This window comes from Acinetobacter sp. SFA, assembly GCF_001647535.1.
In the GTDB taxonomy this organism is placed as follows: Bacteria; Pseudomonadota; Gammaproteobacteria; order Pseudomonadales; family Moraxellaceae; genus Acinetobacter; species Acinetobacter pecorum.
In genome coordinates this window covers 144,760-163,960 of sequence record NZ_LSZI01000019.1, presented here as the reverse complement: position 1 = coordinate 163,960, position 19,201 = coordinate 144,760, and the positions used below count along the sequence as shown (strand labels likewise).

The following is a 19,201-nucleotide window of genomic DNA, read 5'->3' as shown; positions in this document are numbered from 1 at the left end:
AAATCACGTAGCGTGGTACTGGACTCACCTGATTAACCGGAATAAGTAACTTGAAAGGCGGATAATAAAACTCTACCTTTCTTGATTTATCTTCAAATGAGGCGCAAATAGCTGAATTAAGAATTAAAAAATCCAGCAACTTGTGCTGGATCTTTTGCTGCAAAAAAGCAGGTATGAATTAGATTTTACCCACCAGGTCGATGGATGGTGCAAGTGTTGCTTCACCTTCTTTCCATTTTGCCGGACAAACTTCACCTGGGTGTTCATAGACATATTGTGCTGCTTTCACTTTACGCAGAAGTTCTTGTGCATCACGGCCGATACCACCCGCGTTGATTTCAACAATCTGGATTTTACCTTTTGGATCAATCACGAAAGTACCACGATCTGCCAGACCTTCAGCCTCAATCAATACTTCAAAGTTTTTAGACAATGTCCACGTCGGATCCCCGATCATTGGATATTGAATCTTTTGGATTTCCTCTGAGGTATCGTGCCAAGCTTTATGAGTAAAATGGGTATCGGTAGAAACAGAATAAATTTCTACGCCCATTTTCTGGAATTCGGCATATTGATCAGCTAAATCTGCAAGTTCTGTTGGACAAACAAAGGTAAAATCTGCAGGATAGAAAAACACCACTGACCATTTACCTTTCAGGTCCTGCTCAGAAACTTCGATGAACTGACCATTGTGATAAGCAGTTGCATTGAACGGTTTGATTTCAGTATTGATTAAACTCATGAGATATTTCCTCTCGCTTATTTCTGGGATTGCTTATGTTGTGAAGCTAGAATACGAAAAATCTTCAAATAGGTAAAACCGTAAGTTTTTATAAAAATGATCGCTTTTTTAGATCATAAATTTCTATCGGTATTGCTTATCTCATTTATTTTCTCGATGCAGAGTTGTTCTGATCAAAAGCAACGTCATGCTTTAAGACTTCTTAATATTTTAATAAATCAGGGCTTTATTCAAACTTAATACAAATCTTTAAGATATAAAAAACCCACCATATTCAGGTGGGTTTTAATGACGATTTACCTTTTTGAGTTAGACATCAAAATGGTAGGTCATCATCTAGATCTGCTGCAGGCGCTGCTGTTGGAGCAGGTGCAGATTTCGGCGCAAAACCACTCGGATTATTGTTGCCATAGCCACCGCCTTGATTATTGTTGTTAAAGCCACCTTGCTGTGGCGCTGAACCATAACCGGATTGCGGGTTATTGCCATAACCACCCTGGTTGTTGTTGGCCTGATTATTATTAAAACGTGGCTGATTAAAGCTGCTCTCACCCTGATCGTTTTGAGGGCGGCTAGAGTCTAGCATCTGCATTTGTTCACCACGGATTTCCGTCGTATAGCGTTCCTGACCATTCTGGTCAGTCCACTGACGGGTACGTAATGAACCTTCAATATACACTTTTGAGCCTTTGCGAAGATATTGCTGTGCAATTTCACCTAAACGGTTATGCAGCACGATACGGTGCCATTCCGTTTGTTCTTTGCGCTCACCCGTACTTTTATCTGTCCACGAATCGCTGGTTGCAATCGAAAATTGAGTGAGAGAACCACCATTTGCAAAAGTTTTGGTTTCCGGATCTTTACCCAAAGTACCCACTAAAATAACTTTATTTACACCACGCATCTGCCGTCTACTTCCTATATATTTCTGTATTTTACTTTATAAGAGTTATGATTAAATGGCTACCTCTTTACCTAACAAGTGCGTTAATTGTTGTCGCGAAGCATCATCTATTTGCTGTTTATCGACTTTTACATAGGCAACTTGCTGTTCAGACATCACCACGACCTCTTCAATACCACGAATCGCCAAAAGCTGAGAAGTCCATTCGTCAGTTTGTCTGCTTTCCGGCAATCGCAGTACCAATGAGGACAGATAACGCGGCTGAGCCAGACCAAAACTCATCAGCAGCCAGATTATCGCGATCCCTGTCAGGATACTCCAGCCCATTGAGGTATTATTGAGCAGCAGCAATTGTCCGCCAATCATACCGCCAAAGAACGCCCCTAAAAACTGGCTGCTGGCATTCACGCCCATTGCCGTCGCTTTGGACTGGATCGGTGCCGCTTTCGATAACCAGGATGGTAACAGGGCTTCCATCACATTAAAGGCGATGAAGAACAGGCCCAGACCGGTCAGCAAGACATATTTGGATTCAAAACCAAATGCCATCACCATTAAACCCAGAATAATGCCAGTAATGGCGACCAGAAAAATCGCGCGCATTTTATGGTATTTTTCTGCCAGGATAATACTTGGAAAAGCAAAAAACAGACTGAGCACCAATAGCGGTAAATACACCCAGCCATGACTGGCTAGTGGCAAATCTGCAAATTCGATCAGCTGCGAAGGCACATAGATAAACATGGCGGTAAGCAATAAATGCAGGGTAAAGACCGATACATGCAGCCGGTTCAGATCACCGATTTTGAGTACCTGTTTCAGCTGTGCCAGATAGCCCTGCTGAAAGTTTTGATGATGGCGCGTGACTTTCGGCACCATCAACAGCATGGCAATCGCCGCCAGGCCCATCACCGTGGTCACCCAGAATAATCCCGAGATACCGACCAGACCTGTGAGCCAAGGCCCCAGACTAAAGGCCACCACAAAAGACAGACCGATACTCATCCCCATGATTGCCATGGCTTTCATACGGTTTTCTTCACGGGTCACATCTGCCAGCAATGCCATCACCACAGCAGATACTGCCCCGCCTCCAGCAATCGCACGGCCGATAATGACACCATAAATGGTGTCCGACATGGCGGCAATTGCCCCACCTAATGCAAATAAAAGCAGCCCTAAAACCACCAGCGGCTTACGGCTATAACGGTCCGCAATCAGGCTGAATGGAATCTGTAACAGTGCCTGGGTCAGACCATAGACCCCGACCGCCAAACCGATCAGTGCAGGTGTCGCATATTGATATGCCTGCCCTGCCACCGAAAATACCGGGATAATCATAAACAACCCCAGCATGCGCAGTGCAAAAATACTGCTCAGGGCAAAGGTTGAACGACGTTCTAAAGCATTCATCATAAATTATGGCGATTGGGTTAATTAATCTGGAGCCCAGATTATAGGACATTCAGCTCATTAATAAGACAAGAATTTTAGTTGAAATAAAGATGATGCCGATCTAAAAATAAAAAAGCGCGGCCGGAGCCACGCTTTTCAGTCAAGAGCAACATTTTATTTGTCTAAAGCTGCCTGACGTTTTTTATACTGGATCGAGGCAATCACAGCCCAGACAATAAAGGCCACACCGATCAGACCGGTCACGACTTCTGGCACATGCACGCCAGTCCCGCTGGCGATCATGATAAAGGCCAAGGCACCAATCGCATAATGTGCGCCATGTTCCAGATAGATATAAGCATCCAGTGTACCTTTTTCGACCAGATAAATGGTCATGGAACGCACGAAGATCGCACCAATCGCCAGACCCAGCATGATAATCACCACATCCGAGGTAATCGCAAAGGCGCCAATCACGCCATCAAAACTGAAGGAAGCATCCAGAACTTCGAGGTAGAGAAAGCCACCGATACCGGCTTTTACCACGCCAGTAGGCACGCCATTTTCGTCATGACGAACTGCATTGCCATTTTCATCGACTTCCGGCTCACCACCCAATAGATGGCTCAGGACCTGTACCCCGATGTAGATCACAATACCCCAGATCCCCGCCATCGTCACGACCAGACGCTTGGCCTCTACCACATTGGCCGCCATAATCAGCAGCGCCACCAGGGCGATAAAGACCGACATTGCAGGAACACTGGCTATATTGGATAGACGGCGTTCTACACTTCTGAACCAGTGCGTGTCTTTTTCTTCGTCCAGGAAGAAGTTCAGGAACACCATCAACAGGAAGGCACCACCAAAGGCTGCAATCTCAGGATGATGTGCCATTAAACGCGCCGAATATTCTTTTGGATCATTCAGGGCCAGCTGGACTACTTCCATAAAGCCCATGTCTGCGGTTACCGCGACGATGGCCACCGGGAAGATTAGACGCATCCCGAAAACGGCAATTAAAATTCCGACCGTCAGGAAGAGCATTTTCCAGAAATGATCCCAGCCGCGAAGGACAGATGCATTGACAACCGCGTTATCAAAAGATAACGACACTTCCATAATCGCCAGAATAGCGGTGATGGTCAGTGCTGTGAACATGGTTTGCAGGCCCGCTTCCGGACCGTGGGTATAACCCCAATAAGCAGACAAACCAAGACACACAATCGAAAATGCAATTGAGAAACCAAAATGTTTCAACATACATATCGACCTTAGATAAATTTCATTGAATGTATTTCTTTAATTACAGGGAAATACTAAAACCAGAAGTTGTCTCAATTATGAAACTTTTGTCATCTAAACCAAAGCACTTCCTGAGCCATATTTGAGTATTTTCTGCTTTTCCAGGTTGTTGATCTTTTAAACAGGGCGTTCTTTGCTATAGTGCTGCATGCTTAGACTTCAACTGCTCAGGATTTTAGTATGAGTTTCTCTCAAGATGTATGGCAACGTAATCTCGAACTTTATCAGAAGACATTAGCATTGCCTTTTAACCAGCAGCTGGCACAGGGCACCTTAAGCCGTGACGCCTTTAGCCATTATGTGATTCAGGATGCGCATTATCTGCTGGCCTATGGTCGTGCGCTGGTAGTCTGTGCAGCCAAAGCTTTTGAGGCAGATGACGTTATCCAGTTTAGTGAAGCAGCTAAAATTGCAATTGTGGTAGAACGCAGCCTGCATGATGGCTTTATGCAGGATTTTGGTATTAGCAAGGCGCAATTTGAGCAGACACCGTTGACGCTGGCATGCCATCATTATACTTCTTATTTGCAGGCGACGGCTTGGGCCGAAAGTTATCCGGTGGTATTGGCTTCGTTGCTGCCGTGTTTCTGGATTTATGCAGAAGTCGGCAAGGATATTGTCGACAATGCTGCAGCAAATAATCCTTATCAGGCCTGGATTGATACCTATGCCGGGGAAGATTTCCATACCGCCGTGCGTAATGTGATTGCAACCGTGGATCGGGTGGCAGCGCGTGTCGATGCCGATACACTAGAAAAAATGCATACAGCTTATACCCATGCAACGCGCCTGGAATGGCTATTCTGGGACAGTGCTTATGAACAACGCCAGTGGCCTGGTCTGGATTAATTTAAGCTGAATTTAGCCCTGTTCAATACAGGGCTTTTTTTCTAAAAAATTTTAAATAATGCAAAATAGTTTTAATATTCATCTTGATTGATACTCTGCACTTCCATGCACTCAACCTTTTGCAGAAGTCGAATCCATATTTAGACGTCTTGATAAAAAGGTTGGCCAGAATTTCAATGGAAAAATACATCATCCGTTTCTAAATAGTTGCTTTTATACTGATCTTTTGACCAATCACCGACATAACTTGACGTTTAAAATACTTTTATTTGCACTTGAACATTTTTCATCCGGTATCATATAAGAGTTTTTGATGAATATTCTAGGATTCTTGCATGAGCCAAAGCCACATCCGTATTCGAGGCGCACGTACCCATAACCTGAAAAATGTGAACCTTGATATACCACGCGACAAGTTTGTGGTGATTACGGGACTGTCTGGTTCAGGTAAGTCCTCATTGGCCTTCGATACCTTATATGCCGAAGGTCAGCGCCGTTATGTCGAATCGCTTTCAGCCTATGCCCGCCAGTTCCTCTCCCAGATGGAAAAACCGGAAGTCGATTCGATCGAAGGCTTAAGCCCAGCTATTGCTATTGAACAGAAGTCTACTAGCCATAACCCGCGTTCGACTGTAGGCACTATTACCGAAATTTATGACTATTTACGTCTACTCTATGCACGGGTCGGAACGCCTTATTGTCCGGAACATGACCTGCCAATGGTGGCACAAACAGTCACTGAAATGGTCGATGCAGTCAAAGCACTGGAAGAAGGCACTGCTCTGTTATTGTTAGCACCGGTCGTGCGCGAACGTAAGGGCGAATATACAGCGCTGTTTGAACAGCTACAAAGTCAGGGTTTTGTCCGCGCCCGTGTGGATGGCGAGATCATGGAAATTGATCCACCACCTGAGCTGGATAAAAAGAAAAAACATACCATTGAAGTGGTGGTCGACCGCTTTAAAGTACGTGATGATCTGGGTAACCGTATTGCCGAAAGTTTTGAAACCGCGCTACGTCTCGGTGGCGATATCGCGATTTTATCTTGGATGAAAGGCGAACATAACGATCGCGTGTTTTCAGCCAAGCATTCCTGCCCGCAATGTGACCGTGCTGTGGCTGAACTGGAACCACGCCTGTTTTCATTCAACAATCCCTTTGGTGCCTGTCCGGTCTGTGACGGTCTGGGGACCCGCAGCCATTTCAGTGCCGACAAACTGATTCCCAACCCTGAGATTAGCGTCAGTCAGGGAGCCATTCGTGGTTGGGACCGTCAGCGTCCATATTATTACAGCATGATCCAGAAAGTCGCCGAGCATTTCGGTTTTTCTCTAGAAACGCCGTGGAATGAACTGGATGCCGATACCAAGAAAAAATTTCTGTACGGCACCGGCAAAGAAAAAATTGATTTGAGTTATATCGATGAACGTGGCCGTCGCCATAATCGGGTCATTCCCTTTGAAGGAATTTTGCCGCATCTGGAACGCCGTTATCGTGAAACCGAAAGTAATTATGTGCGTGATGATCTGGCACAGTATCTGTCCAATGCCGCCTGCGATGCCTGTGATGGTTCACGCCTGAATGAAATTTCACGCAATGTGAAAATTCTGGACAAGACCATTGCCGACATTACCCGCATGTCGATTGGCGATGCTGAAAGCTATTATCAAGGCATTCATCTGGAAGGTGCACGGGGTGAAATTGCCGACAAGATTTTCAAGGAAATCCGTGAACGTCTGCACTTTCTGGTTTCGGTCGGCCTGAACTATCTCAGCCTGTCGCGTTCTGCCGAAACGTTATCTGGTGGTGAAGCACAGCGTATCCGTCTGGCCTCACAGATCGGTGCCGGTTTGATGGGCGTCATGTATGTGCTGGATGAGCCATCAATTGGTTTGCATCAGCGTGATAACGACCGTCTGTTACAGACCCTGATCCGTCTGCGTGATCTGGGCAATACCGTCTTGGTAGTCGAGCATGATGAAGATGCGATTCGTGCCGCCGATCATATTATTGATATCGGTCCGGGTGCCGGTGTGCATGGCGGGCATGTAATTGCCGAAGGAACGTATGATGAAATTCTGGCTAATCCTGACTCGCTGACCGGAAAATATTTATCTGGCAAGTTAAAAATTGAAGTCCCGAAAAAACGGATTCAACCGCCTAAGCCTGAGGAACAAATCAAGCTGATGGGAGCATCCGGGCATAACCTGAAAAAAGTCGATCTGACCATTCCTTTAGGTATTATGACCTGTGTTACCGGGGTGTCTGGTTCAGGTAAATCTACCCTGATCAACCGTACCTTGTTACCTTTGGCGGCGACCCAGCTCAATGGTGCCACCACTTTAACTTCGGAAAAGTTTGAATCGATTGATGGTTTGCAGTTCCTCGACAAAGTTGTGGATATTGACCAGAGTCCGATTGGACGTACCCCGCGTTCCAATCCGGCAACCTATACCGGTCTATTTACCCCGATTCGTGAACTGTTTTCACAGACGCAAGAAGCCAAGGCACGCGGTTATGCTGCCGGTCGTTTCTCGTTTAACGTGAAAGGTGGTCGCTGTGAAGCCTGTGAAGGTGACGGCATGATCAAGGTGGCGATGCACTTCCTGCCGGATATGTATGTGCCATGTGATGCTTGTCATGGCAAACGCTATAACCGTGAAACGCTGGAAGTGAACTATAAGGGCAAGAACATTTCCGATGTACTGGAAATGACCGTTGAAGATGCCATGCATTTCTTCGATGCCATTCCAGTGATTCACCGTCGTCTGGAAACGCTGAATCAGGTGGGCTTAGGTTATATCCGTCTGGGTCAGTCTGCTACCACCCTTTCCGGTGGTGAAGCACAGCGGGTCAAACTGGCACGCGAGCTGGCCAAACGTGATACTGGTAAAACCCTGTATATTTTGGATGAACCGACCACAGGTCTGCATTTTCATGATATTGCCAAACTGCTGGATATCCTGCATCAGCTCCGTGACAAGGGTAATACCATCGTGGTGATTGAGCATAATCTGGACGTAATTAAAACCGCCGACTGGGTGGTGGATTTGGGACCTGAAGGCGGTTCGGGTGGCGGTATGATTGTCGCGGAAGGAACGCCTGAAGAAGTAGTGAAAGTCAAAGCTTCACATACAGGTAAATTCTTGAAGCCGTTGTTGAAGTGATTTATTTTTTAAATCCTCCCCAACCCTCCTTTGAAAAAGGAGGGATTTTTCTTCTTTATCTGACGTCATATAGGACTTAGGGCTAGGGAGATTTTTTATTCAGGTAATAAGTATGCTAAAACGGTGATTCGTTCACCGTTTTTTATCTTTCACTAGACTATTGAACGAATTGCTTTAGCCAATTGCGCCAGTTCTTGATCATCTGCTCTTTGCGCATCATGCGATGAAATATATCCTTCATAGGCATCGAAATATTTATCGATTGACGAATTCACAGGTTGCCAATTCTTATGCAGGCCTTGAGTCTGATGCATCGGAAATAACTTGGCATGCACATGATCAACACCAAAACCTTCAAATACCATGCCGGTTCGACCCACATCTTCAAAATAATGATCCAGCCTTAATGCCACCTGTTTGGTGTAGAGAACCAGATTTGCCAGAACCTGATTGCTCAGTTCAAATGCATAACTAGAATAATGCTGTTTTGGAATAACAACTGTTACGCCCAGGGTATTTGGATAAATACTGAGGAAAGCCAAAAAATCCTCATTTTCATCGATCAGATGACAAGGTAATTCACCTTTCACAATCTGACAGAAGATACAATTTTCACTCATTTTAAACCTTTCTGAATTTTATAATTTTCAATCATTTAAATGGACGATACTTATTCTATTTTTATCATTACCAAATCTAAGGATGATTGCTTTCAAAACATTAATTTTAAATATTCTATTCAGTGTATTTAAACCTCAGCCACCGCATTGCGTCCTTTGGCCTTTGCCGCAAACAAAGCATCATCTGCATTTGACAATAAAGCTATCCAAGAGCCAGCACCAATCGCTACGCCAATACTGACCGAAACCTTAATCTCATCTCCTGTTGCAGTCACAATATGACGCTCAGCCACTTCAGCACGGATTTTATCAGCCACAATCAGTGCCTGCTGCATCTGGATATTTTCAATCAGTACCAGAAACTCATCACCCCCATAACGCACTAGCAAATCTGTAGCACGGACATTGGCTTTTAAACGCTCGGCCACCAGCTGAATGACCTGATCACCAATAATATGTCCATATTGATCATTTACCTGTTTAAAATGATCAATATCAATAATCATCAGACAGGTTTGGCTCAATTGACCCGGCTGATTTTCCAGAAAGCGGATATATTCTTCCAGGGCAAAACGGTTGGATAATCCGGTCAAAGAATCGGAGTGGGCAATATTCTTTAAACGAAATTCCAGGGCATCGCGTTCCTGCAACATCTGCTGCAATTTCTGAATGGCTGCAAATAGAGAATCCGAATGGCTCGTGTCACGCAGCGGCATATCAATTTTTTGACGACCCGAATTTTTAGATAAATTCAACAGCAGGCGACGCGCCTGAATCAGCGGCAGAAAAACCTGTTTGCGTGCAAAGACCATGGTAGAAATAGCGGTCAGCAATGAAATCAACGACAACAATATGCTCCAGGTCAAACGCTGCATATTGCTGTTCATTTCCCGGATCGCTGCATCTCTACTGTATTGCAGCAGGTAATTTTGCAGATCCACCACGGTCGCAAATTTGTCTACGATCGCTTCAGTCAGCTGGGTTCCGCTTAAATGGTAATCACGTTGCTCCAGACTATCATCGATCAGCTCGCTGACGATCGGTAAACCTTGCTGAATAAACTCGGTTTCTACCCGCCGATGCAAACGGATGAATTCCTCGGTCTTATCTTGAGCAGGTTGAAGGGTATCAATTAATGACCACAGATAACGCACCTGATGCTGGGTCTGTAAAGAGCGGGTAATATTTTCTGTCGGGAGCGGGGTGTCAAATGTCACATGCGCCATGACAGACGAGGCAACCCGCCCCGCCTGATCGCGCAAATCAGATAAAAATAGAATCTGGCTAATATAGTTCTTTAGATGAGTTGATGAGCTATCTGAAGTCATTGCCACACCCCGCAAAAGTTCGCGGCAACTTTCCCAGGCAGCGAACATCGCCAGAATTGCCTGATCCATTTCCTGTGCATTACGTTGCTGACGTGGCATCCGGGTATAAGCATCAACCTGTGCACGTCCTTTTTTCAGACTGATTTCAAGCTGTGAAAGTTGCTGATTCAGATCGTTAAAACCGACTTTTGCCAATACTTCAGTCGTCAGGGACAATTGCTGGTCTACCTGCTGCCGATAGCGGATTAACTCTTGCTGATGCTTGGCAAATTCTTGCACCGAACTGGACATGGCTTTATTGGCAGGTGCGCGCTCACGCGAAATTTTATTTGCCAGATCAGCGACCTGTTGCAAGGCATTAAGTTGTTGATAAGTTTGTCTGGATTTTAAATAGCTTTGACTGCTACTGACGATCAAGGGAATACAGATGCAGAGTAAGCACAAAATAATAATCGACATCGACCCGTATAAACGTTTACTGATCCACTCAGAGCGTAATGTATTCATGCTGTTGTATTACGCCCCAATATTACAAACAAATCCAAATAGAATGTTTATTATACAAATAAAAACAGATTTTCTTAAAGTCTTTAGTCTTAGTTAGCTTATGTTTTTCATAATTTTTTTAATCTAAACTTCTTAAAATCTGTACTATTGCTCCTTTCAGACGATACAGCAGAGTTTTATATCTATAGCCCAACATAAACGCATATCAAAATAAGAAGATATTTATAGTTAAAAAAATATAAAAACTTGCTTTCTGCACTATTTACACATGCAACAAAGAGGTGCATAATGCACCGCATTAGGGCGAGTTAAATTATTCCTCAGCAGATATTTTAGTTTACCCGCAAATTTTGGCGAAAAAACCCCAGTTTTCTATGAAAATTGGGGTTTTTTTTAACTATTAAGTTTTTTCATTCTATTTTTACTTTTCAAATTGCACCATTTTAGTGCCATCCAATTCTTAATATATCTGCTTTTGTCTTGAGTGTTTTAACTCAGGAATCGAGGATCGTTAAAATTAAAAATTCGGGGCAAAAAAAAGCCCAACCTTGGGGAAAGCTGGGCCGATAAAACAAAAAATTGTGGAGAATCAGGCTAAATCACCCTGAAAGTGTGAACTCTAACTTGATTTTTATATTATGTAAAATTCTCTTAAAAAAGTAAAGCCGATTGCTTCGCTCAAGATTATAAAACATTCTTATTTGGCTTAAAAAATAGGCATCCACCATGCCATCCGACCTATTTAGGCTAAAAAATAATCAACCCAATCAAAGATTTGATGAGCTGAATAGCTTAAGTTTGTTGACATATTTATGGAAAATTCCACCTCCCATTAATTGATTTTACCAATCTAAATTTTAAATTTAATTGAATTAAGAAATAAAAATATCAACATAATTTCTCCTTAATTTTAGAACTTGATTTTAATTTTAAAGTTTACCTTTTGTTATAAAAGAATTTTTTCTACAAAGAGGAGATTCATCAAAAACATGAAATTTACACAAAAATAATACAATTATTTAGCTTAAAAAAATAGCTATCGCAGACCAGATTGACTTAATAAATTGTTACAATACAATATGTTCCAAGCTGTACACATCTTGTAACAAAACGGTAAATATCATGAAAAAACTCGGTTTAGCCACTGCTTTATTATTAGCCATGACCGGTGCTCAAGCATATCAATTCGAAGTTCAAGGTCAGTCAGAGTTCATCGACAATACTGTAAATGACAAAGATTTCACTGGTGCTGTTCAAGGTACTTACTACTTTAAAAATGTTGATGCGACTAAAGGTCCTTTAGCTGAAGCTGCTTTCCTTAATCAGGCATCAAACGTTTCTGCTGCTTATACATATGGCGAATACGATGTAGACGCTGATGCCAAAGACCAGACTTCTCATACTTTTGGTGTGAAAGGTGAAGCTTACATCCCGACTCAAGTTGTTCCTGCTTATGCAAGTGCATCTTATAGCCATACCATTACTGATGGTAAAGGTGGTCAAGCGGATGACAATGGCGACCGTTATGCATTAGAAGTAGGTGTATTACCGATTCCTAATTTCTTGGTTGCTGTTGGTTATACCAGCGTCGCAGACCAAACGTCTTATGACGCGTTCAACATGTTTAATAACGGTGTTATTAAAGCAGGCTTAGAGTCTCAAACAATCAATGGAGACCAAGATGCAATCACTGCCCGTACTAAATACGTAGGCGCGATTGACGGAACCAACATGTCAGTTGGTTTTGAAAGCGGTCTGGTTTATGGCGAAGACACTGCCTACAACTTAGGTACAACTCTTTTCCTTAACCCGCAGTTAAGCGTAGGTGCTTCTTATATGGAATCTAGCTTTACGGGTTCTCCAGACAAAGCATGGGGCGCGAACGTTAACTACTTCATCACCCCTGCTGTTGCAGTTGGCGCATCTTATGTAAATGCTAACTATGAAGCGAATCTTGCAAAAACTGCTCAAGTTCGTGATACACAGACGATCGGTGTAAATGCGAAATTCCGTTTCTAATTTCTGATTAGATGCTGAAAATAAAAAAGGACGCGATATGCGTCCTTTTTTGTTAGCAATTTACTACTGATTAAAGGTTGACCTTTTGACTTTTATTCATGAAAATTCAAATGTTTTTTCATTAACTTAATTGGAATGCGTATGAAAAAGGTTTATTTAGCATCAGCATTATTACTTGCTGTGACAGGTGCCCAAGCCTACCAAGCTGAAGTACAAGGTACTGTAGGCTATTACGATGCCGAACTTAACGATGGTAACTATAACGTTGGGGTACAAGGGACTTATTATTTTAAAGATGTCGACGCTTCTAAAGGGCCATTAGCTGAAGCTGCTTTCCTGAATCAAGCAAGCAGCATTTCTGCTGGCTACAATTTTGGCCAGCTGACTGCCGATATTAACCGCACAGTTAATGTGAATGGTAATCCAGTTACGATAAATGAAGAGTTTGATGCAGAACAACACACTTATGGCATTAAGGGTGAAGCCTATATTCCTACAAGTGTTGTGCCAGTATATGCAAGCGCATCTTATAACCACTCTAAAACTGACGCTAAAAATGATTTCACTGCTTTAATTCAAAATGATGATTCTGGCGATCGTTATGCACTAGAGCTGGGTGCCATGGTTTTACCAAACTTCCTGATGGCGGTAGGTTATACCAATATTGCTGCTACAGAATCCTTAGATACTTTCAACATTTTAAATAATGGTCTGATGAGTGCAACTATGGAATCGCGCGCGATCCGTGAAAAGAAAGATGCAGTCACCGCACGAACTAAATATGTAGGTCCAATCGATGGTACTGACATGGCTATCGGTTTTGAAGCTGGTTTAGTTTCTGGCGAAGATACGATGTATCAACTGAAAACAGATCTTTATGTAACGCCTAAACTGGGTCTAGGTGTTTCTTATACAGATGGCAGCTACAAGAGCTCTACCGTGCCGACCTCTGCAGTTGGCGTGAATGCAAGTTACTTTGTGACTCCAGCAGTATCACTTGGCGCAAGCTACGTTTATGCTGATGGTGAATACGGTGCGAATGATGCACACCTAGGTGCGCTTAATGCGAAATTCCGTTTCTAATTTCTGATTAGATACTGAAGTAAAAAAGGACGCAATATGCGTCCTTTTTATTGTTTTATGAAGCTGTTTACTCAGGTGTGCGCACCAGACTTAAAAAATGCAGATGACGTTCATACTGATCAATGATGTCCTGAAGCAGATCTTCTTGTGTCCATTCCATCACATCATAGCCCTGCCCGCCTTCTCTTAAAAAGACTTCTGCCTGATAAGACTGGGGAGAGTCAGCATCCGGCATAAAACTTGGTACTACAGTCTGCGTAGCAATGACCTGATAGATAAAGTTCATTTCATCCTGATGATCGACCCGCAACTCAAGACCGTCCTCCAGTTGAGCAATTTTTACCTGTATCTGCCGCCGTTTCAGTTCAGCCTGAAAACTGCTAAATGCTTTGCTGACCGTGGTCTCAATATAATCACGTACTTCACCCTGGCTATGCGCATAATGCATGATTAGACCTAAGCGCTGTTGCCAGCTACGCGGATTCTGGATGGCACGCGGGGTGATCCGTGCTGCTTGCAGTGCATGCATTTTGGTGACATCCAGATGCAAAGCTTTGATTAAACCCCAGCACATCAGCAGCATAATGAAGGTAAATGGCAAGGCACTCATGATCGTGGCCGATTGCAGTGCCTCTAAGCCGCCTGCCAGTAAAAGGATGATCGCCAGTAAAGCCATGAGTACGGTCCAGAACAGACGCTGCCAGGTCGGTGAATTTTCACTTTTTGCTGTCAGATAATCAGTCACCAATGCTCCTGAATCGGCAGAAGTCACAAAGAATAGCATCACCAGCACCGTCGCAATGATACTGGTCACTGAACTGAAAGGCAGATGACTGAGAAACTCAAACAGGGCAACTGAAGAATCACGCTGAACTGCTTCTAGCAAGCTGGTATTGGCTTCATGCATAATGCTGTACAGTGCGGCATTGCCCATAAAACCCATCCAGATCAGGGTAAATCCAGTGGGAATCAGCAGTACGCCAACGATAAACTCACGAATACTTCGTCCTTCTGAAACCCGGGCGATAAACATGCCGACAAATGGCGACCAAGAAATCCACCAGGCCCAGTACATGATGGTCCAGCCCCCAATCCAGCCACTTGGCTGATAGGCATACAGGTTAAAAGTCATACTGAACAGATTTGAAACATACTGTCCGGCATTCTGAATAGTGGTCTGCAACAGGTAAATACTTGGACCTGCCACAAAGACAAAGATCAGCAACAGTAGTGCAAGCACTAAATTTAGTTCAGATAAGCGTTTAATTCCTTTATCTAATCCAAAAAACACAGAAGTCGCTGCCATGGCACTCACCACAATGATCAGGATCACCTGAGTGCTAGGTGCCTGTTCAATACCAAACAGGTAATTCAAACCTGAATTGATCTGAGTAACCCCGAAACCCAGTGTTGTGGCGACACCAAATACCGTACCAATGGTGGCAAACGTATCGACCCCATCTCCAAGCGGACCATAGATTTTTTGACCAATCAGCGGATATAGGGCCGAACGGATTTTTAAGGGTAATTGATGCCGGTAAGCGAAATAAGCCAGCGACAGGCCAACAAGCGTATAAATTGCCCAGGCATGCAGACCCCAGTGGAAAAAAGTAACCCGCATAGATTGCTGTGCAGCCAGCACCGTTTCAGGCGTTCCGGCCGGCGGCGTGACATAGTGCATCACCGGTTCAGCTACGCCAAAGAACATCAGGCCAATCCCCATCCCTGCGGTGAATAACATCGCAAACCAGGAGGTATTTTTATATTTAGGCTGACTATGGTCAGGTCCCAGCTTGATTTTACCCATGTCTGACAGGGCAATATAAATGAGCAGGATCAGAAATATCGCCACAGACAAGACATAGAACCAGCTAAAGGACGTAGTAATCCACTGGTTCAGTTGCTGGGTGAGAAGTGAAAAAGCATCGGGCGCAAATATGACCAGCGCTAGAAATATCGCAATAATACTTACAGTACTGATAAAAACATTTGGATTGATATTGGCAAACCAGGATGGTTTCGCAGAAGGCATACATCCTCCATTTTTAAAATTGGATCGACAAACAGCGTCAAATAATTATTAAGAAAGTTAAAATACGGGAACAGATTCAGTCTATGAGAGCAAGATCTGCTGTTATTTTAGGAGGTTAGAAAAAATAAAGCCGTTAAGTTCCTGTAACAAATAAAATAAAAAATATAAGGTTTAGTGTTCAGATGGGTGCTCTCTGTCTTTGACGTTATTTTTATGCGGCAGGCGCGAGATATATTGCAAGGCAATTAAGCGTGACACAATCAGCGCCAGATACATCACCCCGACAAACATCTGGACAATGGCCAGCATCCGGGCGACCGGACTGACCGGCATCATATCTGACAGTCCTGTTGCAGACTGTACACTGAAACTGAGAAAAAGCAGGTCCAGCCAAGGCTGATAGGCGTGCAGGTCAGGATCCGAAAAACTGTAGGGCACCAGAAGCTGGCAAATACTGTAAAGGAAGGCAAAGCCCCAGGCCAGCAAGGTAAATACTGCACCAGCAGCAAAGAGTTCATCTTTGGTCAGATAGCGATCATGAAACATATAACGCAGCAGGCCATAGGCTGCACTGAAATAAGCCCCGGCTTCAAACAGGTTGGCGGTAACATGGATCCAGGTATAACGCAGCCCCAGTACAATCAGGGAGGAAAATAAAATCGCGCCGGCGACAAAGCTGAGTCCAAGAATAGTAAACATCGGGGTCTGGCGAATGACCCGAGCAATCACCAGTAATACCAGCACACCAAGCACCCAGGTTCCCGCCCGGTAAGACACACTTTCATAACTTAAAACGGACAAGATCAGGATCAGCAATTGCAGACATAACAGCCATGCAGAAGGCAGCTGTGTAAAGCTGTTCCAGAACTGCTGTAAAGTTTGCTTCATAATGACCTTCTAGTTGCTATTGTCATGCAGGGAACGCATTGTTGTTATAAGCAGCGTTAACATAGCATGTTCAAAACAGCTTGCAGATATGCGATTTGTATGAAAATTACTGAAATAGCACACTATAGAAATCTGGCTCATCCATTCCAATACGGGACTTCTTTTAACAAGAAATATAATCATGCCCCCATAAAAAAAGCCCCTCACGGGACTTTTTTTGTGTAACGCCAATCTTAGTGATCCGATGCGCCGGAGATACCAAGACCGGTTTGTGAACGTACAAACTGGGCATCAAAGGCTTTGCGTTCTGCCTGAGCCTGTGCCGAGCTATCCGTCACAGAGAACAACCAGCAGCAGAAGAATGACAATGGCATCGCGAAGATTGCTGGGCCATTGAACGGATTCACTGGTGTATCGGAAATACCCAAAGTATCTACCCATACTGCTTTAGACAGTACAATCAAGGTTACAGCAGTCACCAGACCTGCCACACCGCCAATCACGGCACCACGTGTCGTCAGGCCTTTCCAGAACATGGACAATACCAGTACCGGGAAGTTGGCACATGCTGCAACCGAGAACGCCAGACCTACCATGAAGGCTACGTTCTGTTTCTCGAACAGAATCCCGAGAATCATCGCGAAGATCGCAAGACCTAAAGTCGCAATCTTAGACATACGTAGTTCAGAGGCAGGTGTAGTCTGGCCTTTCTTCAGGACGTTGGCATACAAGTCATGCGAAATAGCTGAGGCACCTGACAGAGTCAAGCCTGCAACCACTGCAAGAATCGTGGCAAATGCAACTGCAGAAATAAAGCCCATGAACAGGTCACCGCCGACTGCGTCAGACAGGTGAACCGCCGCCATGTTATTACCACCGACCAGCTCCAGCTTGCCAGTCACTGCCATTTTCGCAACATCAAGGAACTGTGGGTTATTCGAGACATACAGAATCGCACCGAAACCAATGATGAAGGTCAGCAGGTAGAAGTAACCAATAAAGCCTGTTGCTACCACTACTGATTTACGTGCTTCTTTGGCATCTTTTACCGTGAAGAAACGCATCAGGATATGTGGAAGACCTGCCGTACCAAACATCAATGCCAGACCCAAAGAGATCGCATCAATCGGGTTAGACGCCAGACTACCTGGCCCCATGATCTTGGTCGCATCTGCCAGGCTCAAGTCATGCACTTTTGCATAGACATCAATGGCCTGTTCGAACATGTTGGTAAAGCTGAAGCCTACACCTTTCATGACCATAAATGCCATAAAGGTTGCACCAGACAATAACATCACCGCCTTGATAATCTGTACCCAAGTGGTCGCCAACATGCCGCCGAACATTACGTAGGCCATCATTAACAAGCCCACAATGACCACTGCAATATTATAGTTAAGACCGAACAGCAGTTTGATCAGCTGACCTGCACCCACCATCTGTGCGATCAGGTAGAACGCAACAACAACCAGTGAACTCACAGCAGCCAAGGTACGTACCGGTTTTTCCTGCAACCGGAAAGAAACCACGTCTGATAGGTTGTATTTACCCAGATTACGCAGACGCTCTGCGATCAGGAACAATACGATCGGCCAGCCCACCATGAAACCAAGTGAGTAGAGCAGGCCATCAAAACCGGACAGGAACACCATCGCGGAAATACCCAGAAAAGATGCAGCTGACATAAAGTCACCGGCTATCGCCAGGCCATTCTGGAAACCGGAAATACCGCCACCGGCCGTATAAAAGTCTTTGGTATTGGTGGTTTGCTTTGCTGCCCATTTGGTAATAAACAGCGTTGCCCCAACGAAAATCACAAACATGATGATGGCAGACCAGTTGGTTGCCTGCTGTTCTGCTGCCCCCAGATCAGGACCAGCCAATGCAATGCCTGAAGCGACTGTTGTAGTCACCAAGGCAATAAGAGAATTCCATTTCATCTTAATGTGGTCCTTTTTCATGCGCAATCGCTTCGACTTCACGTATCGCTTCTTCGGTCAATTGATCAAGTTTGTTGTTGGCAATGTACGAATACACACCACACAAAATAAATGACAGGACAATGATGCCTAACCCTAGTGGAATCCCCCACGTGGTGACACCGCCTGAAATTGAAGACAGTAGAAATTCTTTGTTGTAGCCCACCAGCAACATGAAACCTACATAGACAAATAGCATGATTCCGGTCAACGTCCAGCTAAGCATACTTTTCTTGTGGACCATTTCCTTGAATTTTGGATTCTGTAGAATTCGATCTACTTGTACCTCATCCATAATTACACTCCTGTAGCCCAACCTTGGGCCGACTATTTTTTAATTCGAATTATCACTGTTACAAATTAACAAGAATCGTAGGTGCTTG

General features: G+C 44.3%; 14 protein-coding genes. 4 read left to right on the top strand and 10 right to left on the bottom strand.

Annotation, left to right across the window (positions count from 1 at the left end):
* Positions 1–178: 178 nt before the first annotated feature.
* The 4 genes from ahpC to AY607_RS11800 all read right to left on the bottom strand — a co-directional run bounded on the left by ahpC (position 179) and on the right by AY607_RS11800 (position 4,304).
* Positions 179–742, bottom strand: a complete 564-nt coding sequence (gene ahpC, locus AY607_RS11815) for an alkyl hydroperoxide reductase subunit C (RefSeq protein WP_064102627.1) — start codon at positions 740–742, stop codon at positions 179–181.
* Positions 743–1,058: 316 nt separating this feature from the next.
* Positions 1,059–1,646 carry a single-stranded DNA-binding protein gene (ssb, locus tag AY607_RS11810; RefSeq protein ID WP_064095024.1) on the bottom strand — a complete coding sequence of 196 codons (588 nt, stop codon included), beginning with the start codon at positions 1,644–1,646 and terminating at the stop codon, positions 1,059–1,061.
* 51 nt (positions 1,647–1,697) lie between these two features.
* Complete coding sequence (locus tag AY607_RS11805; protein ID WP_064095025.1) at positions 1,698–3,062, bottom strand: MFS transporter; 1,365 nt, start codon at positions 3,060–3,062, stop codon at positions 1,698–1,700.
* A 153-nt stretch (positions 3,063–3,215) separates the two neighbouring features.
* Positions 3,216–4,304, bottom strand: coding sequence for a DUF475 domain-containing protein (locus AY607_RS11800; protein ID WP_064095026.1), 1,089 nt, complete (start codon positions 4,302–4,304; stop codon positions 3,216–3,218).
* A gap of 222 nt (positions 4,305–4,526) precedes the next feature.
* On the opposite strand from AY607_RS11800, the gene tenA reads away from it, so the two are divergent.
* A complete protein-coding gene (tenA, locus tag AY607_RS11795) occupies positions 4,527–5,195 on the top strand; it encodes a thiaminase II (protein ID WP_064102626.1) in 669 nt (222 codons plus the stop codon).
* Between the two features lie 335 nt (positions 5,196–5,530).
* Entirely contained in the window at positions 5,531–8,362 is a 2,832-nt protein-coding gene (gene uvrA, locus AY607_RS11790; protein ID WP_064102625.1) for an excinuclease ABC subunit UvrA, read from the top strand.
* A 152-nt stretch (positions 8,363–8,514) separates the two neighbouring features.
* Here the strand turns inward: uvrA and AY607_RS11785 are convergent, their stop codons facing one another.
* Both AY607_RS11785 and AY607_RS11780 read right to left on the bottom strand, forming a co-directional pair.
* The gene (locus AY607_RS11785; RefSeq protein ID WP_064095029.1) at positions 8,515–8,982 is read right to left on the bottom strand and encodes an HIT family protein; all 468 of its coding nucleotides are present in this window, start codon (positions 8,980–8,982) and stop codon (positions 8,515–8,517) included.
* A 128-nt stretch (positions 8,983–9,110) separates the two neighbouring features.
* Positions 9,111–10,817, bottom strand: coding sequence for a sensor domain-containing diguanylate cyclase (locus AY607_RS11780; RefSeq protein WP_064102624.1), 1,707 nt, complete (start codon positions 10,815–10,817; stop codon positions 9,111–9,113).
* Between the two features lie 1,122 nt (positions 10,818–11,939).
* Here AY607_RS11780 and omp33-36 (AY607_RS11775) point away from each other — a divergent pair.
* Together omp33-36 (AY607_RS11775) and omp33-36 (AY607_RS11770) are read left to right on the top strand one after the other, a co-directional pair.
* Positions 11,940–12,836, top strand: coding sequence for a porin Omp33-36 (gene omp33-36, locus AY607_RS11775; protein ID WP_064102623.1), 897 nt, complete (start codon positions 11,940–11,942; stop codon positions 12,834–12,836).
* Positions 12,837–12,977: 141 nt separating this feature from the next.
* Positions 12,978–13,919 (top strand): porin Omp33-36, encoded by a 942-nt coding sequence (gene omp33-36 / locus AY607_RS11770; RefSeq protein WP_064102622.1) that lies wholly within the window; start codon positions 12,978–12,980, stop codon positions 13,917–13,919.
* Between the two features lie 67 nt (positions 13,920–13,986).
* Here the strand turns inward: omp33-36 (AY607_RS11770) and AY607_RS11765 are convergent, their stop codons facing one another.
* The 4 genes from AY607_RS11765 to AY607_RS11750 form a co-directional block, all read right to left on the bottom strand.
* On the bottom strand, positions 13,987–15,951 hold the full coding sequence (locus AY607_RS11765; RefSeq protein WP_064095033.1) for a BCCT family transporter: 1,965 nt from the start codon (positions 15,949–15,951) through the stop codon (positions 13,987–13,989).
* A gap of 171 nt (positions 15,952–16,122) precedes the next feature.
* Positions 16,123–16,839: an ion channel gene (locus AY607_RS11760; RefSeq protein WP_064095034.1), complete on the bottom strand. Its 717-nt coding sequence runs from the start codon at positions 16,837–16,839 to the stop codon at positions 16,123–16,125.
* 233 nt (positions 16,840–17,072) lie between these two features.
* Positions 17,073–18,779: a cation acetate symporter gene (locus AY607_RS11755; protein ID WP_064095035.1), complete on the bottom strand. Its 1,707-nt coding sequence runs from the start codon at positions 18,777–18,779 to the stop codon at positions 17,073–17,075.
* A 1-nt stretch (position 18,780) separates the two neighbouring features.
* Complete coding sequence (locus AY607_RS11750) at positions 18,781–19,113, bottom strand: DUF485 domain-containing protein (RefSeq protein ID WP_064095036.1); 333 nt, start codon at positions 19,111–19,113, stop codon at positions 18,781–18,783.
* Between the last annotated feature and the right edge of the window lie 88 nt (positions 19,114–19,201).